This is a genomic window from Mesonia aquimarina (assembly GCF_003667275.1).
In the GTDB taxonomy this organism is placed as follows: Bacteria; Bacteroidota; Bacteroidia; order Flavobacteriales; family Flavobacteriaceae; genus Mesonia; species Mesonia aquimarina.
Genome location: NZ_RCNV01000014.1, coordinates 45,939 through 72,821, shown reverse-complemented (window position 1 = coordinate 72,821; position 26,883 = coordinate 45,939). Strand labels below are relative to the sequence as shown.

13 protein-coding genes are annotated in these 26,883 nt (G+C 33.1%); 5 read left to right on the top strand and 8 right to left on the bottom strand.

All coding sequences use genetic code 11. From position 1 onward, the window contains the following. On the top strand, positions 1-1,571 hold a 1,571-nt coding region (locus D9R05_RS14655), incomplete at its 5' end, for an OmpA family protein (RefSeq protein ID WP_121667981.1). A 1,196-nt stretch (positions 1,572-2,767) separates the two neighbouring features. Continuing rightward, positions 2,768-3,403, top strand: coding sequence for a DUF6266 family protein (locus D9R05_RS14650; protein WP_121667980.1), 636 nt, complete (start codon positions 2,768-2,770; stop codon positions 3,401-3,403). 324 nt (positions 3,404-3,727) lie between these two features. Here D9R05_RS14650 and D9R05_RS14640 read toward each other — a convergent pair whose 3' ends face one another. From D9R05_RS14640 to D9R05_RS14610, 7 genes are all read right to left on the bottom strand, one after another. Continuing rightward, complete coding sequence (locus D9R05_RS14640; RefSeq protein WP_162985009.1) at positions 3,728-4,264, bottom strand: hypothetical protein; 537 nt, start codon at positions 4,262-4,264, stop codon at positions 3,728-3,730. After that, positions 4,227-14,657 carry a SpvB/TcaC N-terminal domain-containing protein gene (locus D9R05_RS14635; RefSeq protein WP_121667978.1) on the bottom strand — a complete coding sequence of 3,477 codons (10,431 nt, stop codon included), beginning with the start codon at positions 14,655-14,657 and terminating at the stop codon, positions 4,227-4,229. Before D9R05_RS14635 ends, D9R05_RS14640 begins: the two co-directional genes overlap by 38 nt. 9 nt (positions 14,658-14,666) lie before the next feature. Next, a complete protein-coding gene (locus D9R05_RS14630; RefSeq protein ID WP_121667977.1) occupies positions 14,667-16,946 on the bottom strand; it encodes a T9SS type A sorting domain-containing protein in 2,280 nt (759 codons plus the stop codon). A gap of 117 nt (positions 16,947-17,063) precedes the next feature. Then, positions 17,064-17,378 (bottom strand): hypothetical protein, encoded by a 315-nt coding sequence (locus D9R05_RS14625; protein WP_121667976.1) that lies wholly within the window; start codon positions 17,376-17,378, stop codon positions 17,064-17,066. A gap of 361 nt (positions 17,379-17,739) precedes the next feature. Then, positions 17,740-18,201 carry a hypothetical protein gene (locus D9R05_RS14620; protein WP_121667975.1) on the bottom strand — a complete coding sequence of 154 codons (462 nt, stop codon included), beginning with the start codon at positions 18,199-18,201 and terminating at the stop codon, positions 17,740-17,742. A gap of 16 nt (positions 18,202-18,217) precedes the next feature. Continuing rightward, positions 18,218-18,619 (bottom strand): hypothetical protein, encoded by a 402-nt coding sequence (locus D9R05_RS14615; protein WP_162985008.1) that lies wholly within the window; start codon positions 18,617-18,619, stop codon positions 18,218-18,220. A gap of 37 nt (positions 18,620-18,656) precedes the next feature. Next, complete coding sequence (locus D9R05_RS14610) at positions 18,657-19,184, bottom strand: GNAT family N-acetyltransferase (RefSeq protein WP_121667973.1); 528 nt, start codon at positions 19,182-19,184, stop codon at positions 18,657-18,659. 109 nt (positions 19,185-19,293) lie between these two features. On the opposite strand from D9R05_RS14610, the gene D9R05_RS14605 reads away from it, so the two are divergent. The 3 genes from D9R05_RS14605 (at position 19,294) to D9R05_RS14595 (ending at position 25,312) form a co-directional block, all read left to right on the top strand. Then, positions 19,294-21,153 carry a cytochrome-c peroxidase gene (locus D9R05_RS14605; protein ID WP_121667972.1) on the top strand — a complete coding sequence of 620 codons (1,860 nt, stop codon included), beginning with the start codon at positions 19,294-19,296 and terminating at the stop codon, positions 21,151-21,153. Between the two features lie 185 nt (positions 21,154-21,338). Continuing rightward, positions 21,339-24,341, top strand: a complete 3,003-nt coding sequence (locus tag D9R05_RS14600) for an alkaline phosphatase PhoX (RefSeq protein ID WP_121667971.1) — start codon at positions 21,339-21,341, stop codon at positions 24,339-24,341. A 65-nt stretch (positions 24,342-24,406) separates the two neighbouring features. Then, complete coding sequence (locus D9R05_RS14595) at positions 24,407-25,312, top strand: leucine-rich repeat domain-containing protein (RefSeq protein WP_162985007.1); 906 nt, start codon at positions 24,407-24,409, stop codon at positions 25,310-25,312. 13 nt (positions 25,313-25,325) lie between these two features. Here the strand turns inward: D9R05_RS14595 and D9R05_RS14590 are convergent, their stop codons facing one another. Continuing rightward, a complete protein-coding gene (locus D9R05_RS14590) occupies positions 25,326-26,867 on the bottom strand; it encodes an OmpP1/FadL family transporter (RefSeq protein ID WP_121667969.1) in 1,542 nt (513 codons plus the stop codon). Positions 26,868-26,883 lie beyond the last annotated feature (16 nt).

The following is a 26,883-nucleotide window of genomic DNA, read 5'->3' as shown; positions in this document are numbered from 1 at the left end:
CGATGCAAGCGTTTGCTTCTCGTTCACCACAAGACAAGCGAGCTCAAGCCTTTAAGTCTAATCAAAATTACTTATCAGATATATTAGATAAGGAAGCGAAATTTAGCGTAGAGCGTTTATCGTTAAATACGGATTTTATTGATTTTGGAGGTTATGAAAAAGATGGTAAGCTTTATTTTGTATCTGCTCGAAACAAATCAAGAAGAAATTATGGATGGAATGATCAACCCACTTTAGATGTTTATGTGTCAACTAGAGAGGGAGAAGAGTTTGCCTCACCAGAGCTTTTAGAAGGAGAGGTGAACACTAAATTTAATGAAGGAACTGTAGCGATCACTCCTGATGGAAATACGATGTATTTTACGCGTAATGATTATTTAGATGGAGATTATGAAGAAGATGAACAAGGAGTGGGTCAGTTAAAATTATTCCGTGCAACATTAGTTAATGGAGAGTGGGATGATATTCAATCTGTTCCGTTTAACAGTTCAGCGTACTCTACCGGACATCCGGCATTAAGTGCTGATGGAAAAACGCTTTATTTCTCTAGTGATATGCCGGGAGGAATGGGACAGTCTGATTTGTATAAAGTGTCTGTGTCTGAAGACGGTTCTTTAGGAGAGCCTCAAAATCTTGGAGCAGGAATAAACACGGAAGGAAGAGATAGCTTTCCTTATATAGATGAAAAAGGGACGCTTTACTTTTCTAGTGACGGGCAGTTAGGAATAGGCGGTTTAGATGTGTTTTATGCGAAGGCGAATGGGAGTAGTTTTGGAGAGGTAAAAAACATAGGAAAGCCTATTAATAGCAATGGTGATGATTTTGCATTTAGCTTTAGTACTTCAGATAAGAAAGGTTATGTAAGTTCTAATCGAGGCGGTTTAGCTGAGGATGCACAAACCGCTAGTGATAATATTTATCGTGTAGTTCAATTACAACCTATCGAAGAAATCGATATTATGGTGAAGGTGATCAATGCGGAGACCGGAGCACCTGTTGCTAATGCAGAGGTTGTTACTTATAATGATGAAGAAGCAGAGATGGGAACTAAGATGACTGGTACAAGCGGATCTACAAACTTTACTTTTGTAGCAGGAAGTGATTATACACTTCAGGTAAACGCACCTAAGTACAAAAGTAACTCAGAGTTAGTATCTAAAGATGAAGAAGGAGAAATAGCAGTAACGATAGAGCTAACACCAATAAAGCCAATCATCAAAGAAGAAGAGATTGTGTTAAACCCGATTATGTTTGACTTTGATAAGGCTACGATTCGTTCACAAGCGGCTTTAGAATTAGATAAGCTTGTAGGAGTGATGAAGAAGCACCCAGAGATGGAAATTAAAGTAGAAGCACATACCGATAAGCGTGGATCAGCGGCTTACAATCAACAGTTGTCAGAGCGAAGAGCTAAAAGTACAGTAGATTATGTAGTTTCTCAAGGGATAGATAAATCACGAATTAGCTGGGAAGCCTTTGGAGAGTCAAAGCCGAAAATAGATTGCGATAATTGTAGTGAAGAGCAATACCAAGAGAATAGACGTTCGGTGTTTCGGATAATTAAAAAATAACGGTTGAAAAATAGATAAAAAAAAGTAAAAAAGGACTATCTAATTAAAGTATGTAAATAGAAAGTAACAGGGGTTAGACTTTAAAAAGTCTAACCCTTCTTTCATAAATCGTAAGGAACTAATTTAATATAAGGCCCCAATTTCTTATAGGCAATGACCACTTCTTAGTGGTTTCCTTTGTTGTCATATATATAATCCCGATAGAATTATAGGAATCACCTAAGATCATAGGTAGGAGATAATCTTTAATAATTTATTTTTTGATATACTTTCTGTTTTTAGCGCTTAGGTTTTCAATGAGGCTGGTGATATAATATAGCTAATATAACTTATAAAAGCAGTAAGATCCAACAAATTACCTTTCCTGCTATTAATGACATACGGGAGAACTCATTCTATTTCTTCTGCGCCTTGCTTTGTTGATATATCATAAATAAGCTTTGACTTTTGTAAAGACTTTTACTCCCTACCACCTACCTGTAGACATTCCTTATTTTTTGTACCACAAAATCTAGATGTTAAATTGAAAAAACATATTCAATGGGATTTGCAAATCTGTTCAGTTGTCTCTCAAGATTATTAGGATAGTTTTCTACAGGACAAGCTTTCGTGTTAGTGAGTACATTAGCCCAGAAGGCGACAGATTCATTTTTGCCAAGCCACAAAGCCCCAACACCTCATTTTTGTCATGCCTTCTATTTCCGAAAGCTATAATAAACAATTGAACATCTTAAAGTTCTCTACTACTTTGAATGTGATGTCGTCAATTCAAAAAATCAGATAACACCATAAAAGAATAATTTAAACTTACAAAAATACACGTATCGTTTACAAACAATTTGTGTTTTAGCTGTTTTATTATTTATTTGCTCACTATCAACGAATTTATATAAAAATTATTGAATATATTTTGAATGATAAGCGTAACAAACCGATCAAAATCTCTAAGTTTTTTAGAATTTCTTTATAGTTATTACAAGCCTTCTTCATAGCAACTTTATATTTAATTCGCTACTAATCCGATACTGCTTCGAGTTTTATTCGAATAAAGTCTCTATTTACGGGCTAAATACGGAGTAAACTCGAATAAGTAGCGCTATATCTATACCTTGCCTATATATTTCATGTAAAAAGTTTATACGATAACGATTGTTTTTGTCTATATTTAGGAGTTGTTATTTTTAAAGCATGTATTTATGGCACGATTAATAGATAATCCGTTAGGTTCGCTATCAGGCAAAGCAGGATCTTTAGTATTTAAAAAAGGCAAATATGGTAATTATGTATGTAGTTTACCTAGTCCGAGTACCGCTAAACGTACCAAACCACAGCAGTTACAACAAAGTAAAATGAAAGCGGTCATGCATTTTTTAAAACCCGCAAGGATGATATTGAATAAAACTTATTTCCCATTACAAAAGAACAAACCTGTTTTTAATAGCCTAAAATCTTATTATTTACGCCACGGAGTTATTTCCAATAAGAACGGATATACAATAGATTATTCACGATGTTTAATGAGTTATGGAGATCTCAGAATACCAGAACATCTACAGCTGCAACGGATCGGATCTTTAGGGGTTAATGTAACCTGGAGTGCTAATAATGATCAAGCACTGGCCAATAAAAACGATCGTCTATTTGCCATTGTTTACCAACCCGACACACATAAATTTAAACTTTTCGATAATCTAGGTTTTCGGAAATCCAAAAACGGACATTTTGTTCTTCCTGAAGTGTGGAGCTCTTTTACAGATTTTCATCTTTGGATAGGTTATCTCTGTCCTAAACAAGAAAATGCTTCCATAAGTGTATATATGGGGCAATTATAGCTAACTAGACATACTGAATTAAGCCTTGATTACCTTACTGGAAAGGCAGATGTGCAAATTGACAAGACCATACAGCAACGCATCTTAGAAGTCTCCAAGTTTAATGAGGATGACCGTCTACAAATATTTTCTGTTATTGATGCTTTTATCGCCAAAAGAAAGATTCAAAGTATTATGTAACTAAAAAAGCCCTTACATTACTGCAAAGGCTTTTAAACTTCCTAAAAACAACTATAAGGAAAATTATTTTTTTGCATATTATAATTTATTCTTCCCAAAGTGCCAATTTGAACCGTTACCTACCTTACCTACCGTTACCTCATATTATTTTCTTAAAAGTATTTCCTCAAAATAACTTTTTTTCTTAAGTGTTAGAGAATGATTGTTTAAAATAAATTCACAACCATAGTACTCACCATTTTTAATAACTCTCAACTCTTTATCATTAAAAATCAATTGTATAGATGTATCTTTATTTTTTTTTAGCCCTAATTCTTTTCCCCAATATATTATAAAAACATCTTTATATTTAAAATAGGAGTTATAATTATTAGAGAGTAACGGAACAGCATATTTTTCTCTATATGTAGGAATCACTCTAAATAAAATAGTTTCATCTTGCTTAACAGAACTAATCAACAAAAGTTTTTTTGATGATTTTTGCCAATTAGAAAAATCATCAATGCTATATAAAGAATCTAAAATATCAGCAATATAATTATTACTTATAGAATGAGTTGGTTTTATTCCATTAACATCAGCAAAAATATTTATTTGGGATTTGCAAGAAACCGCTAATAACATAAATATTAATATAAGGAATCTATCTACGTATAATTTTATGAGCTCTATTTTCTCCATATTGAATATATGTTTGATTTTTTGTATTGTAAACTCTACTAATAATACTACTTGCTTTATCTCCAAATCCTGGATAATAAGTTTTGTCATTATAAAACCCGTTAATTAAATCATTTCTACTTTGCCAATCTCCCCAATTATTGTAAGGGTCTTTTTGAGTAGTTAAATTATTTTTCGTAGTATTATGTCCATAACCACTAGGTAATCCTCCTCCTATATAGTGAACTGGATGAGAGTGATTTATTTCTTTAACATTCTCCCCTTTATCTAAACGAGAATAAGCAAACCCTCCAGTATTAACACTAAATGGGGATTCGTCTGTCAAAAGATAAGAATATTCATCAGTAATTACTTCTCCCCATTCGACATTAGAATTCTCTGCAAAAAATTCAAATGCCTCCATAGAGACTGACTCATCCGATATTTTTAAATACGATGAATTTCCATATTTCTTTTTATCCTTTATTTGACCATCGTATTCTAATTCTACAAAATCACCATCTTTATTAAAAACCCTATCTGCAGTTTCGGTTTTATTTAATAAGGTAAAAGTACCGTTTTCATTTAAAAGATAATCATCTTCGGTTCCCTCACCCATCATTCCAGTAGGATCAGTAAAATTAATAGGGTTTTGAAACGTATAGGCATATGTCGACCAACTCGGTATTTCCTCCGCCAACGGGTCAACACTTAACCACATACTCCATTTTGGGTCGTAATAACGCGCCCCATAATAGTAGTTACCGGTTTCTTCATCAAGCTCTTTCCCGTTAAATTTAAACGGAGAGTTATTAGAATTGGTATGTTCTTCTACTAACATTTCTCCAAATGGTAAATATTCCATGTGTTGGCTAACATTTCCTAATTTATTACTAATATAATTAGAAGATCCTAGATGATCACTATGAAAGTAAAAAGTTCCTAAGAGTGCCGGATCATGTTCAAATTTACGAATATAACCTTCAACAATTGGACTAGGTATAGGAATATCTATATTAAATTCACTATATAAATTTTGAATTATATTTCCGGCTCCGTTAACTCGTTGGTTACTTAATCCACGAATAGGGTTTTCATTTAATTCGGGCATGATGCTATTATTATCTAATAAATCTCTAGGGTAAAGCCCTAATTCTTCTTTCATAGTGCCTAATCGGCTTGCTATTCGTTGACTACCATTATAATAATGTTTAGTATAGCGAATTGTCTTAGCGGGATCTGTGTCTTGTAAGATTTTTGCGGTAAGTAATCCACTAGGATAAATCATTACATTAAAACCCTTGTTTTGACCAACTTTTTTTGAATTGGAAAAAACATCTATACGATCTAGGTTATACTTAATCGCACGTTGACCTCCTGCATCATAGGTGTAAACCGCAACCGGATGGTTTGTTTCATCTTCAGGATTTAAATCTACCCCTATTAAACGGTTTTCTTCATCCCATACATTATTCCTAAGGCTAATTTCCATCTCCCCTACTTTCTCAATAATTTCAGTTTGATTTCCATTTTTATCATATTCTACTGATTTCTCTTTTTTACGCGGGTCGTTCTCTCCATTACAACAGCCTACACCTGTAGGTTCTTCCTTAATCAATCGTGGGGCTCCTGGTTGCATATAGCCATAACTGCTCGATATTAAATTAGCAGTTGTATACTCTTCAAAATCTAGTTGATAACTGGTTTTATGTACAATATCCGCATTAGACATTGTCTGCCCGTGGTCGCCTACTATTCCTTGCCGCTGAGTTTGTGTTTTTTGAATGATGCTGTGATTATCATTATATTTCATATGTAACTCAAATTCTTGCCGTAAATATTCCGGATTTTGGGAATTCATTAAATCATTAGGACCTGTATATTTTCCATCCGAATACTCTAATCTATTATAAACATCATATTTAAAATTATAGGTTACCGGCCCACCTAATTGCCCTTGAGAAACCAAACTATTCTGAGGGTTCTGAGTAGCTATAGCCGTTATGTTTGAAATTTCATCATACGTATACGTATTTTGAATTCCAAAATTTGAAAATTGATGAGAAACAGTTTCCATTCTTCTACGATTATCATAGGTGTAGGTGGTAGTTGTTCCATTTCCATATTCTATAAAGTCTTGCTCGCCATACGGTGTATATTGAACATCATTAATTATATTGTTGGGCACCGAATAGGTGAGTATTTCACTACTTATTGACTTTAGGTTACCCGCTTCATTATAATGATAGTGGACTTTTTCTTGATCTGGGTAAACAATTTCTTTTACACGGTTCCAGCTATCATATTCCCATTGTGTAAAAAACCAATAAGAATGCGCACCTCCTACTGCAATTGAGCGAAGGTTTTTGGTAATTTCACCCATTCTACCATAACCAAAAGCTTGAACTCCCGAAGCATCTTCCTGATACAATATTCTTCCGACGGCATTTTCTTCTTCTGCAAGAGGATCTCCTTCTTCTCCATAAGTATAAACCACATTATTTTCAGGATTATTTGGATAGTTTATTTCCTCTAAACGACCAAAATCATATACGTACTCTATAGCACTACTGTTTTCCAATAAGTTAGAAGTTTGATGTTCAATTAGATTACCAGCATTGTCATATTTCATTTTGACAACACCACGATCAGGATGCTGTATTTCTATATTACGTCCTGCATTGTCATACAAATAATTGGTTCTATAATTATTATTGTGTAAGACACTAGTAAGCTCATTTATGGCATTGTAGGCAAATTCTGTTTTTATTTGCTCGTTTTGAATTGTTTTACGTTTTCTACCTCGTATATCTGTAAATATTTTTTGAGTCTGTTGTAACTCATTATTTATGGTTTTTGTAAATCGATCACCTTCAATATCATAATTTATTGATGTTATTTCGCTTTCACCGGGTTTTCGTATTTCGGTTTTACGATCCCGATCGTCATACTTAAAAGTCGTAAAAGTTGATGGATTATCCGGTGAAGAACTTATATCATAAGATAATGCATTACTAGAAAGCGTGCTTGTATAACTCGTTGGATAAGAATTACTATCATTAGTTGGTAAATAAACTTTTGTAACTCTGCCAAACTCATCCTTTACTTTTTTTCCACTTACCATCCATGTCATGGTATTATTCGTCATATGACTCTTTTTTTGCTGAATAGCCTCTCCAAGCCCATCAACAATACTAATGGTTAAAAACTGGTTATTGGATATTAACGGATCATTATGGCGAGTAATTGCATAATGTTGGGCATCCGGACTTTCTGCTATAAAACTTCCTTTTGCATCCACCACATAATCTTCAGAATTAAGGCCTGCTAGTTGATTTTCTAAAGTGGGTTGAGTCTCATACTCTTTTTCATATTCAGTTCGAATAGTCCAACTTTTTTGCCCCGTTTCATTCTCAAAGGCTAATTCATTAGGACCGGTTATCTCTACCACTCTACCTCTATCATCAATTCGAGTACGCATTGATTGATCATTGGTATCGGTAGTATAAACCGGAATTCCGAATAAAACATTATAAATAGTATTGGAATGGTGGTCAAAAGAATTATTGACTTCTATAGGATAAGTTGCTACTTCAGAATCGTAATTAATTCGTTTTTCAAAATTTTCTCCTGCATCATTTTGATTGTCCAGTTCATTAATCTTTCTTAAAAGCCCGAAATTATTATAAGTAAAAAATGTTCTGTTTATTTCTTCGTCTTCTAGGAGTGTAAAAACACTTGCTAATTTCCCCTTTGGATTATAAGTAGCTTGTCTAGACCTTAGCTCTTCTCCTGAGTTTAATGAAGTAACCTTTATTTCTTCCGGATATCCTAAAGCATTTTCTATAGAATAAAAAGAGCCGGCAGGAGCATAAGTAATTTCCGTTTTGTAAGCATCTTCCGGTTCTGATCCATAATTTTTATATTCCGTTAGGTTCCCGTCTTTATAAGCGCTAAACTCTTCAACCAAACTTAAACTTCCTCCTGCTTCATATGAAGTACTTATTTTTTTTGCTATTGCTATGAATAATCTAGATTGATCAAGCAATTGCTCTGATTGATTTAGAAGACTAGCTTGGAGGTAATTATTACTTTCATTGGCATTTAAATTAACAATTGGATTTTCGGGGTCTAAAATATTGTATAAGGTTTCTGTTTTAGAAATCAACTCTTCATCCTCTCCATAGCTATTAATTTCCTTAACTGCACCTTTTAAATAATAGTTTTTATTATGAAAAATTCGTTCTGTATATCGATAGCGTGGACCACTAGGCTCCCGTTGTTCGATGATTAATTTTTCAAATCCTAAAAATTCACGTTCACGGCGATGATAGAATGGATTTTCATACTTCATAGTCGTTAAGGTCTCGTCAAATTCAAATTCGTTAATTTCATCTTCATCAAAACCATCATTTGTTATAATGGAGCTCAACGCCCATTTATTATGAGGCATCGTATACGTATTTCCCTTGCGCTCATAGGTAGCCTCCCAATAGCCTCCCAAAGGAGTATTTACCTTTTTTAGAAGGTAATTTTTTCCTATCCCTGATTTTCTAACCTTTAAATTTGTATTATTATCATCCTTTTCTAAAAGATCGGGAAAACCGTCTCCATCAATATCCTGAATAGTTTTATTAGTTTGATTGAAACCCGCCGAAGTGCCCCCTGAAGGACTTATTACAGCTTTAAAACCCACACCAAATATAGCAAAAGCCACTCCCCCTGTAATCGTACCATACACATTGCCGCTAACAGACAGATTTTTTCCTAATGATCCATTATAAAACGTGTAAGAATTATTTGAAAATGAATCACCCAAATTAAGTTTATATTTAAAATTATTACCTCCATTATCGTATACTAAATCTGATAACCCATCTCCATTTACATCGATAAAAAGACACTTTCTACTCGCTTCAGAGAGTTTAAAACCTGCCCCAAAACCAATACTTCCATAGGGATCAGGTGAAAAAGATGCATTGGCACCCCCTGTCTCACTTTTACTGGTATTTGTAGACGGATATTCCCCCCACTCTATACTCTCACTTAAAAAATCATAGCCTCTATTTAAATTTACCAAAACCTTATCGTTATTATCTCCTTTATTAATGGAAACTTTATCCGGTAAGCCATCTCCATTCATATCAAGCCAAATAACTTTATTATTCGAATCAGAGATATTTCCGCCTAAGCCTGTACTACCCTGCGAACTATTTGGGTTTAATATACTGGCAGAACTCGTTAAATTTACTCCGTAAGAAGGAAAAGGAGGGGCAGCTTCATCCTTATTGTCTGATGCTGTTGAATTTTGTAAAAGCCCTAATGTAGCGCCAGCATACCAGCCTTCACTTTCATTTTTGATATTAAAGTTTTGTCCAGTTAAATGAGTAAGTGATAAAGCTCCTAAAGCATTAGTGTACTGTATTCTTTTATCAGTCACCATATCAGGATAACGATCTCCATTTAAATCAATATAACGATTTAAAATATTTGTTTCTGCTTCACTATGATTTGCAGAACCTCCATAACCTGATGAGGCAGAAAAACCTGCGGAAGTAGTGTTACCTTTGGAAATAGAAAATTGTTTTAAACCAATAAAAACACCTGCCGGCACATCACCCAACGAATTAGGATCTAAATATAATTCTAAAATATTATCTTCTCCAAAACGACTTAATTTTTCTTCTAACTTATTGTTCACCACACCATAAGTAGACCCTATACCAGTACTTATATATTTCTCATTTTTAGGTGTTCCTTGAATATACTCATAATCTTGAGTGTATAAAGAATATCTTGGAAACATTTCAAAATCTCCAATATCACCGTTTTCCATATTTTCTAAAGAGGTTTCCTCATCTATATCCTCTATACCACCATTTTGATTAGAGGTTTCAAAAACGCCCATATCAATAGGCTTGACAGCTCCATTTGAGCTTTCACCAAAAAAAGTATCTATTTCAGGGGTTCCATTATTTTGAAACTCAACATCCCCCTCATCATTTCGCTCTAACTTAAGAGCACCATTATAAAGAAATTGCCCCCAACCTCGATATGCATTACCAAATTTATTTGGCTTTGCGGTAAAAAAAGGATGCTCCAAAACAATTGAAGACCAAGATTGTTGACTTTCTTCAGCAGGTACTAATTTTAATTTAAGATGAGGCGATGTACTATTCAAAAGAAGCGAGTTAACATTATTATTTTTACTGTATAAACCTATAAAGAGATTATCCATTTCATTTATCTTATTTTTTGAAATAGTAATAGGCGTGGAAGCAGAAGATGTTAAAGTATACTCTCCTGAGATATATTGATTAATTGTATATTTTCGTTTGTCTAACACCTGTATAGTACCATTGACTTCTTCTTTTAACACTAAGCTTATCTCTAAGGGAAAATCTTCGTCATCTAACAGGTCATAATCCATAGTTGTCCCATTTAAATTATGACTTACCTCTATGAGCGGTTCATCACCATCATCTAAACCTGTTTCAGGATTTTCAATGATATTGGGTTGGGGGAATTCGGAATTATTTATCCGATGAGAGAATGGTATTAAACGATAATTGTATATTTTATGATCTACAGGAGCATAATATGTTTCATAATAAGTTTGTTGCTGTTGAGTTTTCGTAAGTGTAATTGAAGGTTGCCAATTTATATTATCCCATTCTATATTAGAATCACTCTCTATATAAAAATAAAAAGCTTCCCGATAATTTGTGGGTGTATTTAACGTGATACTTGGATTTAAAGAAGGTCCAAAATTACCTGTTTTGTGATTGTAGGTCATAGACCAGGAATTTGGATATACATTCACTTCTTCCCCTTCACTATTAACCCTTATACGTTTTACATGGAGTTCAATATCATCAGTAAAATCGTTTGCATTCCAATTAAGACTTGCTGTATTCATATCAACTGATACCGCTGAAGCCCCAGTCACCTCGTACATACTACCGTTAGTCAATAAAAAGTCTTCCTTTGAATTAAATACTAAATTACTCTTTCCATTTTCATCAGTATAATTTAGCGAAGATAAAGAAACAGGTGAATTACTCAAGTCATACTCTATTGTAGGGTTCCAACTTGCAATCCCACCTGAACCATTTTTTTTATTATGTGTACGAAACAACAACATATCCCCTCTGTCTACGTAAATATTATTATAGTTTAGGGTTTTGCTAGTTCCTGCAGCACTTAAAACATCTTGGGAAGAACCTGAGGCATCTGCTATAATATTAGCTTCTCCGGTACTTTCAGCTGTAGCTTTTTCTAGTGTGAACCTAAAAATATTTTGTTCTTCATTAGGAGCCACACTCTCCATTTTTGCTACACTACTAATATCTACAACCCCTTCATAAGGAGCTTCCCATATTTTTACCACATCAAATTGTGGGTTTTCTTCTCTTAATTCTAATTTTGTAGGCAAGGTTATATTATCAAGTAGAGAAGGGTCTAATGTTCCACTTTCAATAAAATTTTCTGATGTCCCAATATCACTACTAAAACTTCTCTCTTGAAAATTTCCATTACTAGCAGTATTAAATAAAAACCTTCCCCCATTTACGATATCCGGTAACCCGTCTCCGTTTCTATCAACAAAAAAATTCTCTGTTCTTATACGAGTTTTACTCCAGCTTTTCCCAATACTTGCGCCAAAAAAACTTGCATCAAATCCACCAGAAGTTGTGCGTGATTCTACTGTATTAAAATGATCTATTCCATTCAAATTGTATACAGTATTACTAAAACCATTCCCTGTATTTTCTCTGTAAAGCACATCATTATTATCTCTAAAAACCTTATCAGGCAGACCATCTCCATTAACATCAAATAAAGAGATAAGTCCTTGTTGCCAACTTTTACTAAAGCTAATGGTACCACCTGCTGATTTACCTTTTGAGAAAACGTTCGAACCTAAACCAACACCTACTCTTATACCGCCAGATATTCCCGTAGATTTAGAAGTACCCAATGATGATCCTTGTAAAATCATGCTCGACGGTATTCCAGACATTAACAAAACTGACGCATCAGTAGTAATCCAATTATCGTTATTTCCGGCATATATAGTCTCAGAACCATATAGATTATTTTCATCTCCTGATGTTAAACCATAATATTCCAAGGTATTAGTATAAAACAGGTCATCATTAGCATCAAACTCAGCAATACTGTTTAATTGCATTTTTTTAAACGCTACAGGTTGGTATTCAAATTTATAAGACCTTATTCGTTGACTAACTGAATTTTCAATATAGGAGACATGAATTTCCGTCAGCAAGTCATCAGTAAACTGTATAAATCCCTTTCTAGCATTTATTATTTTATCGTTACGTGTCACACTACTACTGCTAGGTATTGAATAAGAGTTTCTTTTGAATTCTATTTCATAAAAATTGTTTAAGGAAGGATGTTTGGTATATTCTATTTTTTTCGGATAGAATTCTTGCCCTTGAAATTGACCAGACTGTCCATCACTAATTGTAGATTGAGCATTGTGATAAGTATAGTTCACAGTGTTACCAAAAGGATCTTCTTTTTTTGAAAGTGCCCAGTGAGCAATGGCACCTTCTTCCGTCCGTATAACCGAATTCTCAATTACTCCCTGATCTGGATCCCCTCCATAATATTGTTTATTTCCATATCTATCGGTTATTTCCCACCAATAATTGTGAATTTGATCGCCATGTCGGATGATCTTTTGATATTCCCCTTCTATCCTCTTGTAAAATCTTCTGTTAGGGGAGCGGGATATACTAGTTTGCCGATGAGGGTTCGTATAACTGTTTCCTTCTTTTATGACAAGGTCATTTCCATTTAGTATATATAGTTCTGATTCTTTTCCTTCAATAAACTGGGGGACGCCCCACTTTGTATTTAAGCTAACGGAGGGAGTTGTTATATTCCAACCGATTCCCATCCATCCGTTTCCTGCTTCACTATTATAGGAAACCTGTAGGGATGGCTGCATTCCATTTCTTCCTTTTGGTATTTTCAAAGGAAACGTAGTCTGTAGCGTTCCTCTATTATTGGGCTTAGGAGGCGCTATACCTACTACCCCTGATGTAGGGTTTGCATACTCCATATCTGAAAGCATAGTTGGAGTAAAACTACCGGTTTCTGGAGATTCTGGAGTTTTTATAATACCATTAATATAATCTGTTTCATTTTCATTATATATAGTAGATATGATTTCTTTTTTTTTGTAATCTAAACTATCTATAGGTAAAGGTTTCCATTTTTTTTGTGTTCTATTGTAGTAAAGAGTTCGTATATCTTTCGGAGAATATCCATTTGGTATTTTGCCTGTATCAAACTTTAAATGAAGTTTAAAAGAAAGACTATCCTTTTTATTAATTTTCCTTTTAAGCCGGTAAGCTAAAAACTTTCCTTCTGTCACATTTACAAGATCTGGGTTTAAAGGTCGAATATCCTTAAAATAAAGCCCTTTAACCGTTAACTTAAATTGTCTATTCTTAGAATAATCTCCGGGACTTAACTTTGCAGCATAAAATGAGTTTTCTTTACTTTCATTAACAGTTATGTCATCGCTTTCTAAATGATCACCATCTTCATCAAAATAAATTAATGAGGAAGATTTTGTATGTGATATAGGAAATAATTCTTGTTTTAATTGCCCCGTCGCTGTTTTATATTTAATTTTTAAACTTGCTTGTGAGCTTGGCACCGAATCAATAAGGATTTCAAACCTCCCATTAACTAAGGTCGCTTTTCTTCCATTTATCTCTAAAAAGCTTAAGTTTTTATTAGCTGAATAGCCTGATACAGAAAGTTTTCCATTATAACTTACTAGTGAATCAATTAAATGAATTAGATCTTTATTTTTTGGAATAAGCTCAACTCTAAGTTTTTTTATATTATATTGATATGCTAAATCCCTCCTTCTAGAAAAGAAAATTTCATTTTTCCCCTTTTTTAAGCTTGTAGGTGGAATTTCTTCACTTACACTTTTCCAGACCTTATTCTTTTCCAGTAAAACCCCTCCATAAGCTACTTCGTTATTAATACTTTTTGTGGTTTGATTTGCTTCAGACAATCCATATAAATCATAATGTAATTTCACTGTATATTTTTCAATACTTATATTTTCAGGAATGTCTACAATAAAAAGGTTATCTGAGGGATTTTCAACATCTTTGGAGCTAAACATTCCTATTTTCCCTTCTCCTTGCTTAGCCCAAAAAATCTTGTTTTCTTTTTCTTCTTTTAATTTTGGGCTTTCTATTATTTTTATCACATTATTTTCAAGTGGCAATTTAGTTTCTACCAAAGAATGAAGTTGTAAAATTGGCTGGCCAAAAACCATTATATTACTCAGTATAGTTGTTCCTAAGGTGCTTGCTATGTAGGAAGTCCTTATTTTCTTAAAAAAATTAACTTTCATAAAATAAAATTATCGGATAATTAATCGATCGGTTTTGACAGTTTGATTTGATGTAGTTACTATAAAATATACACCGGAAGTTGAGAGGTTAAGGGGAAGTTGATAAAAACTTTCACCTGTTAAATTTGTTTGAAACAGCAATGAGCCTGCAACTGTATATACTTCAACTTTAACATCTGTTTTTTCGTTTATACTTACTTCATGATAGAATGTGTTATCAGGATCACTAGGATTAGGATAAACTCGAGTAGTCAAATAAGAATTTTTCTCCTCTCCATTCTTTTTTGCTGTGGAAATTTCATTTTCTTGTGTTAACGAAGTAGGCTCAACCTCAGGTGACCAATATGATTTTGAAGCAAAGGTTTGAGAAATATAACAATCCGTTAAAGTATTAGTAATCTTTATTGTAATTTCATGATGGCCTCCACCGCATTCATCTAGTCCAATAGCATCATTAATTTCAATAGTAGGATTAGAACTGAATACTTCATTTGTCACATTACAAAACCCGCTTGTATTGGTATATGACCACTCATATTCTACATTTGGATTACTTACCAAAAGAGAAGCATCAAGAATTATAGGTATTGCCACACAACCTCCCGCGAGCCAAGGATATGAAGATGAAGAAGGCTCATAGGTGAGTTGACACTGTGCAGAAAGTTGAGAGTAAATATCCAAATCGATTCCTTCTAAAGGATCTTCTATAACAACCTGTTCTTCGAAAGTATTTCCAATTGCATCTTCGAATTTGAGAGTATAACTTCCATAATTTAAATACAACTCTATTTGTCCGTTGGTTGGCAAGTTATTGATTTCATTATTATTTATATCAAACACTTTAACATTATAATTAGGGACACCCCCCAATAATTCTCCAAACAACAAACCTTGATTTTCTTCACATATCACCTCCGTTTCAAAGATTCCTGAAAACTCGTATTCAATCAAAATGCTATCAGATACTTCACAGGCCCTATTTCCACTTGTAATAATAACTTTATATTCTCCCGGCTCTTCAACAGTGTACTCTGACTCATAATGCTCTAAAGAGGCATTATCTTTGAACCACTCAAAGGTTGCTTCAGGATCATTAACCCCTTGTCCTGCATCTAAAATTATCTGTGACTGACTAGCTGTTAAAGTTAAGTCAGGACCTAAATCAACCTCTATCTGTGTAGGTACAACTTCAAACTCTGTTTCCGCTTCTACATGATTAACATCTGTTACTACCACCGTATAATCACCAGCAGACAAATCCTGTAGATTTAGTGTATTGTTTGATATATTAAATTCTTCGTGATAATTATAAGGTCCATGTATCATAATATTATAAGGAGCTTTCCCTCCAGTAATCACCACCTCAGCATTTAATTTAGGTCTATTACATTGGTCAGGTGGAAAACGAACCTGTACTATTATTTCTGGACCAATACCGAAAGTAAACTGATCGTAATAACTACTATCCGGATCAAAATATTTTTTTTCAAAAATCGCATATCCGCTTGAGGTTATATCATCAGGCTCGTAATAGTCAACATAATTGTTATTGAAATCAGATAATTCCTGATTGGTTACATTCTTATCGTGAAGCATCCATAATTTAATTTCTGGATCAGATAAAACAGAGAGCCAAGGAGCTATATTCAATTTGAAAAATAAAGGAAAACTACTTGTTTCTTTACCGGTATTTTGAGAAAGCCACTTACGTTGTAATAATCTCACACCAACATCATTTTGAGTTCCTGGACTTAAACCTCCTCCATTATCTCCAAATACAATAAAATTATTATCAGGAATATTTACTTGAGCCTGTTTTTCTTTATTAGTATCAGCAAACTCACCAACTGAAACTGTTAAAAAATCTAAATTATGCGTACTTTCACTAATTAACTGATTCAAATTAGAAATCTTATCGCGTCCTATACCGAAAATACGCTTATGAAAAATATTATAATTTTCTTTTTTCCAAAAGACAATATTTATAGCATTCCGGTAAGACACTTCTTCCAAAGTCAAACCATACTTTAAGGCTAAATATGATTCAACTCGATTTCGTTCGTTTGGGTTTAATTCATGTGGAAAGGAAATATATTCTGGAAATTTGCCATTAAAATCAGCTTGAGAATTGTCATTTGAAGGAAGAACAAATTGCTTACCTATATAGAATTGAGTCTCTCCTTCTCTTCCATGACTTTTATATTTTTCCTGTAATCGATATTTGTTCCAATGATAAAAATTAACTTGGGCATTATTTACACTACTATAGGAGGAAGAAAGTTCATCCAAAAAAGAATTTTGATTACTGAGACCAAATTGATTTTTTACAGAAGAAGCAATTTGAGGATAAGTTTGTTGATTAAAATCACTTCGCCAAGATGTAGCTACATTAGAATAAGCAACTGATTAATTTTTTGGAACTCCAACAAAAAACACATTTCGTGCAATAGAATTTTCTAACGAAGCAATATAAGACAAACATAATTTATCTGTAGCAATAGCTTCATTAAAATTAATATAATCCTTATCTATATTACCACAATTATTTAATTCTTTTATAATATTCGATTGACTGTAATTAAGAAATTGATCATTTGCCATCATATTATGATCTACAACAAACCACACCTCTGCTCCTGTAACCCCACCGGGAAAATTTTGAGCAATACTAAAAAAACCGAAAAGAAAAAAAAAGATATATAAAAAATTACGATAATCCATAAGATAAAACAGCTTTCAAATATTAAAACATGTTAAACATTTAACACTTAATCTACTAATTAAGATATAACTAAATAATAATTAAGTTAATATTGTGTTAAATTTAATAAAAATTATATCCCTTCGACTCATTCACACCCTCTTCATTAACTACTTCTTATCAACTTTATTAGTAGTAAAATTGATTTTATACTTTCAGTGTTAACAGAAGCTATTACCGATGTTTATCCAACTCAAAAATTCATCAACCTGTATTTTCGTCTATACACGTTACATTTTTTACGACTCTTTTAATATTTTAAAGCATAAATTGTTTTTCATAAATTCAGTAGAACGCTAACGAAGGAGCTAAAAAACAGTATCACTTTTTCTGTTCAATGAAGCAAAGACCCGCTAAATTTGAACAATAATACAAATCGGTTTTGGCGTCTTTTTCTAGGGGAACTTCTACTCCATTATATAAAACACCATCTATTTCTACAGCATTTATTTGATCATCAAAAACATTTCTTAAATCAAAATTATAATAACTACCTATTTTAATTTTTTCACAACCCTGTTGATTTTCCAATTTAGAAGTTAATATCTTAAATGAACCATTTTTATTAGTTACAAGTATTAAATAAACATTTTCTATAGAATCTAATTCTTGAACTTTAAATTCACCTGTTTTTCCATTTTTTAGAAAAAAAACAACCTCTGACTCATTATTTATGACCTCATTCTGTTTTTTATCTATACAAGAAATCAACAAAACAATTATAATAGTAAAAATAAATTTTCTCTTTAACTCTCTAATCAAATTTATCTCTTTTAGTACCATAAGTTAAATTTCGTTTTTAAAGACATTTCATTACCTGATTGACCTCACCAAAAAAATTATTTTCAATGTTGACTATTAATTTTTTGTTTTGAATTAATTTATCAACTTTTTCTTCTGGAACACCTATAAATTCAGAAGTCATATATTCAACTTGATATAAATTTTCTTTAAATTTGGTAATACTATAACTTCCAAAAGAAATCTTATGATCCTCAAATTTTAATTCTCCAACAATTTTCTCTTTTGCAGGAGAAATAGTAGAGTAAAACGTTAATTCTAATACATCTGCACCAACGGCTTTATTATTTCTTTCAAAGTGTATTTTTTTAAGACAGCTGTACTCTTTTTTACAAGAAGAAAACATTAAGTATAAAAAAATGCATTTCACAAGTAATCTTATAAGGTGTTTATATTTCATATTCATAAAACTCAAAACTTAATTTCTAATCCAATAATTACGCCACCCACTCTTCTTTAAGTAGTCCATAAATTACATCATCTACCCATTCTCCTTTTATCAGTAAAGCTTCTTTAAAATGAGCTTCTTTTCTAAATTTTAATCGCTCTAAAAGTTGAATTGATTTACTATTCTTGGGATCCACAGAAGCTGTTATGCGATGTTTATCTAATGTACAAAACAAAAAATCTATGCATATTTTCATGGCTCTGAAGGCATAACCTTTCCCTTGATATTGCTTTGCCAAAGTACAACCAATCTCACATTGCAAGCCACCTTTAATAAAGTGAATACCAATATCTCCTATAATTTTATCGCTCTCTCTCTTAATGATTACCAATTGAAACCAAGTATTGGGTTGGTTAAATTCAGTAGGATTTTTCGCAATAAAGGCATCAACTTCTGCTAATTTTTGAGGTACAAAATTCTGATACTTATTGGTTTCTGCATCAGATCGATAACTAAAAAACTGTACATTATCTTTACTGGTAATAGGCCTAAGTAGGAGTTCCTCCGTTTCTATCATATTATTTTACAATTTAATTTTCTACCTATTTAACGCTAATATAATTATTTATTAACCTAATTTTTTTCAGTAAGATTTAGGTTTGGAGGTTCAAAAAAATTATAATTTCATGCACCATCTATACAGTATTCGCTTTTATATTATAGGAATAGGAATCACTATTCTTACTTGTTTTTTTTCATTTACAGACGAAAAGAATTCTTATCAAAAAACATCAACTTTATTTGCTCAATATACCAAAGAATTTGAAACTTCGTTAAAAAAATTAGATCAGACAGCTGAAGCTTTTAAACTTGATAAAATCAAAATAGATTCAGTACAAAAAGCTGTAAAAAATGCACGTTTAACTTATAAGAAAATAGAATTCTACCTCGATTTTCATTATCACGACTATGTCAATTCTCATATAAACGGTGCGCCGCTTTTACAGATTGAAAAATCCGGTGCCTTACCAGATGTTGTTCCGCCGGAAGGCTTACAAGTATTAGACGAACTGGTCTATACAGAAAATCCGACTGAAGAAAAAAACTTGGTGTCTTCGGTTGCGAAAAAGCTTCTTAATCATTATAAATTATTAGAAAACGGAATTCAGCAAAAAAACATAAACCCGGAAGAGGAAATTGTGGCGATGCGCATGCAGTTAATCAGAATTTTTACACTTGGCGTAAGTGGTTTTGACACGCCCGGATCGCTAAATGCGTTAGAAGAAGCTCGTATTTCTTTACAAAGTATGCATGACTTTTTTGCTGAATTTTCTCCGCAACATCATCAAAAAGAACATAAAAAAATCTTAACCGACTTTAAAAATGCGATTTCTTTTTTGGATGAAAATAATGATTTTAATTCTTTTGATCGTTATGAATTTTTAACGCAGCATGTTGAACCTATTTATGAAGAATTGAAGATTTTTCAATCAAAAAAAACACCCGATTTTTTAGTAAATTCTTCAGCTTGGAATCCTGAAAGTACTTCTATTTTTTCTTCAGAATTTTTAAACCCTTATTTTTTTACCGCTTTAAAAGAGAAAGAAGACAGTCCGCAACTAAAAACACTAGGCGAAAAATTATTTTACGATAAAAATCTGAGCAATAATAAAAAAATTAGTTGTGCTTCTTGTCACAATCCTAACTTGGCTTTTACCGACGGCAAAGCAAAATCAGAAAGCAATGTGCAAGGAAAAACGGTTTTACGAAACTCTCCAAGTCTACTTAACTCGGTGTATGCAGATCGGTATTTTTATGACCTGCGTGCGTTTACTTTAGAGCAACAAGCCGAACATGTAATTTTTAATTCAGATGAATTTAATACGGCCTATAGTTCTATTTTAGAAAAATTAGAAACCGATAAAACCTACAAAAATGGTTTTAAAGAAATTTTTAATACAGAAGAAATTTCGCGTCAACAATTTTCAAAAGCGCTTACTTCTTATGTAGCTTCGCTTACGTCTTGGAATAGCACGTTCGATAAATATATCAGAAATAGAAATCAAGCTCCTGATCCTTCAATAAAACGCGGTTTCAATTTATTTATGGGAAAAGCAGCTTGTGCCACTTGCCACTTCTCTCCTACCTTTGCCGGTTTAGTTCCGCCATTTTACAGTGATTCTGAAAGTGAAATTTTAGGCGTTTTAGAAGACCCGAAGTCTAACAATATAAAATTGGATCCGGACGAGGGCAGAATTGAAAGTCTCGTTCACAATGAAAAAGCATGGATTTACGAAAAATCCTTTAAAACCACATCGGTTAGAAATGCTGAAGTTACCGCTCCATATTTTCATAACGGCGCTTATAAAACGTTAGAAGAAGTTATTGATTTTTATAACAAAGGCGGCGGTGCGGGACAAGGCTTAGAAGTAACTAACCAAACACTTGCTCCAGACGAATTAAATCTTACTGAACAAGAAAAAAATGATTTAATCGCTTTTATAAAATCATTAACCGACACCTCTAGTTTTAACAAAAAAAGCTAAGCCGCTTATTTTCAAACCCTATTAAAAAATCACTTAACATCCAGTTTACAAACCTAACATTCAATTTAGGATTTACTAACCTGAGTAACCTTTTCATAAAAGAAGCTTAAACCAATATTTTAGTTTTAAGAAAGCCATAGAAGTACTTTTGAAGCATCAAATTTTAACCTCTTAACTATCTTAAAATGAAAAAAAATTATTACTCTTTATGGTTAGTTTTTTTCAGTATTGCATTAGGACTAAATAGCTATGCTAATGATACTGATTGCGCAATTGAAGAAAATTGTGAAAGCGAAACTAATTGTACTTCTTTTGCTTTCAATCAGCAAAACATCCTTATTGCAACCGGAAGTTCTTGGAAGTACAATGACAATGGTACCGATTTAGGAACCTCTTGGAAAGATGTAAGCTACAACGATGCTTCTTGGTCAACTGGAAATGCTATTTTTGGTTATGGCGACGGAATTGAATCGACTACTATAGATTATGGAAGCGACGGAAATAACAAATACCCAACGTATTATTTTAGAAAAGAAATTCAAGTAACAAATGCTTCTTCTTTAGGAGATTTACTTTTTAAAGTAATGAAAGATGATGGAGCAATTGTTTACTTAAATGGAACCGAAGTAGCTCGTTTAAATATGCCTGCTGGTACGGTAACTTACAATACGTATGCTTCTAACGCAATTGGTGGATCTAGTGAAGAAACTTTTCATCAAATTCCAACAGCAAATACCTTACAAAACGGAACGAATGTAGTTGCTGTTGAAATTCATCAAGGAGACGCGGGGAGCTCTGATCTTCGTTTTGATATGGAATTAAGTTTTGAATTAGCGCCTTTAACTCCTGCTGATTTTCCTTTAGAGAAAGAATCTGCTTGGAATTATTTAGATGATGGTTCAGATTTAGGAAATACGAACTGGAATCAAAGCGGTTACGATTACGATTCTTGGTCAAGAAATTATGGAAGTTTTGGTTACGGAGATCCTGTAAATACTGAAATTTCTTACGGACCTGATAGCGGAAATAAATTCATCACTACTTATTTCACAAGAGATATCAATGTAAATTTAGCTGATCTTGAAGACATGATTGAATTCGGAATCAAAAGAGACGACGGAGCAATTGTATATGTAAATGGTGTGGAAGTTTTTAGAGACAATATGCCTAGCGGACCTGTAGATTATTTAACTACTTCGGCTACTATTATTAGTGGTTCAGATGAAACAAGCTACCAAATTCACGAAGTGCCAAAAACAGCTTTTCAACAGGGTGTAAATAGAATCGCTGTAGAGCTTCACAACCGTGATGGGCAAAGTTCAGATCTTGGATTTGATATGTATATCGATAACGTAGTAACTTCAAACTTCAATTGTAACGATTCGCATATCGGGTGTTTCACTTCTATCGTTCCGACAGCGCAAACCGATCATTTAATCATTCCACAAGAACACCGCTTTCAATTATTATTTAAACAAGGGGAACAATACACCGATGGAAGCGGGACAGTGCCAGGAAACCATGATTTTACTGCTTACGTTCCAACTGCAGGAAGTAGTGAATTAGGACATTTATCTGTAAACCATGAAAACACTCCCGGTGGTGTTTCAATTGTAGATTTACATTTAGACACGTCACAAAATTTATGGAGCATCGATAATAGTCAACCGGTAGATTTATATAATCAAGCATTAGTTACTACAACTAGAAACTGCTCTGGTGGAATCACGCCTTGGGGAACGGTAGTTACTGCTGAAGAATCTACTAATGGTGGTGATAACAATAACGATGGGTACGAAGATGTTGGTTGGTTAGTTGAAATTGATCCTGAAACTGCTCAAGTAATGGACTATGGAAATGGTCAAGAAAAACTATGGGCAATGGGAAGAATGAACCATGAAAACGTAGTTATTTCTAATGACGGAACTACAGCTTATTACGGCGAAGATGGCGGAACCGACTGTGTGTATAAATATGTAATGGATACTCCTGGAGATCTTTCAGCAGGAACTGTATATGTTTTAAAATTAGATTTACCGCTTTCTGGAGATGATCCAACTTCTACAACAGCAGAATGGATTGAAGTTCCTAATGATACTAAAGCAGAGCGTAATAATATAAGAAATACTGCTGCTGCCTTAGGAGGAACTAACTTTAATGGTGTTGAAGATTGCGAAATTAGTCCGGTTGATGGTAAAATCTATTTTACGGCTAAAGGAAAAGGAAGAACTTACCGTTTTACTGATGCCGGAACAAATGTAACCGATTTTGAAACATTTGTTGGCGGAATGAGTTATACCATTCAATCTACACAAGGAAATTATACCGAATCTTGGGGTGGCGGAAACGACAATCTAACTTTTGACGATAAAGGAAACCTTTGGGTTTTACAAGATGGTGGTAACAATTACATTTGGGTTGTTCGTCCAGACCACACGCAAAATAATCCGCATGTAGAATTATTCGCTTCTATGCCTGCTGGTTCTGAACCAACCGGATTAACCTTTACGCCAGATTTTAAATATGGATTTTTCTCGGTACAACATCCTAGCGGAAATAACGCAGCTCAGTTAGATGCTACATTTAATAACGTAACTTTAGATCAATCGGCAACAGTAGTATTTTCATTAGAAGAAAATTTAGGAATGCAAGCTCCTGAAACCGATTTTACTGCAGATAATGTAAACGTGGCTATTGGAGAAACTGTAACTTTTACGGATTTAAGTACAAATGACCCAAGTTCTTGGGAGTGGACTTTTGAAGGCGGAACTCCGGCTACTTCAACAGCGCAATCTCCAACAGTAACGTATGATGCTGAAGGAACCTACAAAGTAACCTTAAAAACAACTAACATTGCAGGAAATAGCACCGAAAGCAAAACTCAGTACATTACTGTTTCAACATTAGGTGTAAAAGATGCGTTAGCTGAAATGGTAAGTCTTTATCCAAACCCGACTAAAGATAATTTAACTATTCAAGTAAATGCTACTGCAGGAAAAGAAATTGAAATTGAAGTATTTGATCTTTTAGGAAGAACAGTTGCTCATATTTCTGAAAATCAAACTACCGGAAGCGCACAACAAATAAATGTAAATCTTGCTGAATTTTCTCAAGGAGAGCAATTATTTATTGTTCAAGTAAAAGTAGGGAATCAAGTAGGACGTTACAAAGTTTTAAAAGCGAACTAAAACTTTCTTATTACAACTAAAAGGATCGGTTGAAAAATACCGGTCCTTTTTTAATTTTTTTATCTATGAAAAATCTTATTTTTCTTATTTGCCTTAGCGCAAGTTTTTTTTGTTTCAGTCAAAATGCAAATCCGCTTTCCGAAAAAGTGTATTATAAAATTGATGTTGCACTTCAAAAATCTAATGAAGTAAGTCAGTTAAATTTAAGAGATCAAAATTTATTTCACATTCCAACGGAATTAGAAAAATTTAAAAACCTGACTTTTTTAAACTTAATGCGGAATCATTTAAGTAACTGGGATGAAGTGATTTTCAGCTTAAAAAACTTAGAAAGTCTCAATTTAAAGCAGAATTCGCTCGGTTATATTCCTAATCAAATTTCAGCATTAGACAAACTCATTTCGCTAGATTTAGCAACTAACAAAATTACAAGTATAGCTGAAGAAATTGGTGAGTTGAACCAGCTTAAATTTTTATATTTATCATCAAATATCCTTACCCATCTTCCAAAAAATATAGGGACCTGTAAAAAATTAGAGGTACTAGAATTAGACAATAATCAACTTACATATTTACCCACTACAATTACCGATTTAAAAAAATTAAAAACACTGCAATTAGCACATAACCAGTTTAATGAATTCGATAAAAATTGGTTAAACATAAAATCGTTAGAAGTTTTAAACTTATCGCACAATCAATTAACTAGTTTACCTACTTCTTTAGAAGATTTAAAAAATTTAAAGACTTTAATTTTAAATAATAATAAATTAACAAGCTTACCTTCTTCAATAAAAAACTTCAATAATTTAGAGTTATTAATTCTATCTCACAATGAATTACAAAATATTCCTGAAGGATTAGAAAATATAAAGTCATTAAAAACAATCATTCTTATAGGAAATCCCATTGAAGAAAATCGTCAGCAAGAAATAAAGAACAAATTAAAAAATTGTTCCGTTTATTTTTAAAGGATTTAAAAACTTACAAATCAAAAGAAAGTGTTAGTACATAGTTAGAAAGGTTGTTTTCAATAAATACCGGTTCACTTAAACCTGAATTAAGAACGGCAGCATTATATTCTTGTGTAGAGAAATCATAGGCGAAATCTAATTTTAACGTACCAAAACTATAACCTAAACCAAAAGAGTAACCTGTTAATTCACTCATTAAATCTTCATTTTCATATGGAGATTCTTGATAACGGTATCCTCCTCTAAACGACCAAGCTTTTACTCGATATTCTCCTCCTAATCGATAAGTAGATGCCGGTTTTAAAAGTTGATCTATTCTGTTATTCTGTGCATTAAAAGCCGCGCGATTAAAATCAGAATCATATTCAATTCCTGAATAATCTTTATAAGAATAATCAAAACTCAATAAACCGCTTACTCCAAAAACAAGTCCTAAACTTCCAGTTAATTTACCCGGTGTTCTTAGCTGATAGTCCGGATAAATATTGATTACGCGAGGATCAGCAACCACATAAGGTTCGTCAAAGCCTTCACTATAGGTGTCAAGGTATTGTGTGCTCTCTTCAGAAATAGTATTCCAAGTAGGGGAAGTCCAACTAGCCCCCACTCTAATCATATCGGTAAGCATGGCAATACCTCCTATTTGAAATGAAAAACCTCTCCCTAGAGTCTCAAGTTCATTTCTGAAATAGATTTCATTTACTTCACTTTGACTTCCTATTTCTTCATAAAAACTTGTGGTACGGTTATAATTAATAAAATGACTATTTAAATTTAATCCGAAGAGAAATTTATCATTAATTGCAAAAGAACCATTTACGGATAATTTACCATTTAAACCCGTAGAAATATAGTTATATTGTTGTTGGAAACTATTTCCACTAACATTCGATTCGTATGCCGTGTTTTCTATATCCCCCGGATTAACAGCATCAAAAATGAAAGTTTCATAACCTAAATAAGCCGTTTGCAAATCATTGTTATTATACCCTTCTGCAGAAAAGTTTGTTTCGCCTAAATAGACGTAAAGGTCCTCTAGACTTTCTCCTTGTCGCGGTGTAAATAAATCTAAAGGTACTCCGTTGGCCAAGCCTACAAAATAATCAGCTATGGAGGTGGAGTTTACACCGCTTGGATGATAGCTGTTTTTGAAATTATTAGTTTTGTCGTAGGTAAACCCTAAGCTAAATTTAGAAACCGCTGCTTTTTCATTAGCATTTTTAAACACCAATACCGCACCTGCCTGATTAAGGTCTATATTATTGTTTCGGTTTGAACTGCGTTCTCCTAAAAAAGAAACATCGTTATTGTAAGATCTATTATTTATAGAGAATGATGCATAGTTGTTAAGGAATACAGACGATCCTGCAGGATTTACCTTGAGTGACGAAATATCTCCCCCTAATGCCCCAAATGCGCCACTCATACCTGTAAATCTTGCTGTACCGGATAATTTTTCTGTAGAGAAATCTAAGGCTTCTGCTATATTTTGCGACTGCGCTGTCCATCCTAATAATGCTAGGAAAGAACTTACTATTACTTTTTTTATCATCGAAATGCTTTTTTAA

Bases quoted from the DNA above. Each gene is read 5' to 3' on its own strand.
- D9R05_RS14650 (WP_121667980.1), top strand. From the start codon at position 2,768: ATGGCACGATTAATAGATAATCCGTTAGGTTCGCTATCAGGCAAAGCA.
- D9R05_RS14640 (WP_162985009.1), bottom strand. From the start codon at position 4,264: ATGGAGAAAATAGAGCTCATAAAATTATACGTAGATAGATTCCTTATA.
- D9R05_RS14635 (WP_121667978.1), bottom strand. From the start codon at position 14,657: ATGAAAGTTAATTTTTTTAAGAAAATAAGGACTTCCTACATAGCAAGC.
- D9R05_RS14625 (WP_121667976.1), bottom strand. From the start codon at position 17,378: ATGGATTATCGTAATTTTTTATATATCTTTTTTTTTCTTTTCGGTTTT.
- D9R05_RS14620 (WP_121667975.1), bottom strand. From the start codon at position 18,201: ATGGTACTAAAAGAGATAAATTTGATTAGAGAGTTAAAGAGAAAATTT.
- D9R05_RS14615 (WP_162985008.1), bottom strand. From the start codon at position 18,619: ATGAAATATAAACACCTTATAAGATTACTTGTGAAATGCATTTTTTTA.
- D9R05_RS14610 (WP_121667973.1), bottom strand. From the start codon at position 19,184: ATGATAGAAACGGAGGAACTCCTACTTAGGCCTATTACCAGTAAAGAT.
- D9R05_RS14605 (WP_121667972.1), top strand. From the start codon at position 19,294: ATGCACCATCTATACAGTATTCGCTTTTATATTATAGGAATAGGAATC.
- D9R05_RS14600 (WP_121667971.1), top strand. From the start codon at position 21,339: ATGAAAAAAAATTATTACTCTTTATGGTTAGTTTTTTTCAGTATTGCA.
- D9R05_RS14595 (WP_162985007.1), top strand. From the start codon at position 24,407: ATGAAAAATCTTATTTTTCTTATTTGCCTTAGCGCAAGTTTTTTTTGT.
- D9R05_RS14590 (WP_121667969.1), bottom strand. From the start codon at position 26,867: ATGATAAAAAAAGTAATAGTAAGTTCTTTCCTAGCATTATTAGGATGG.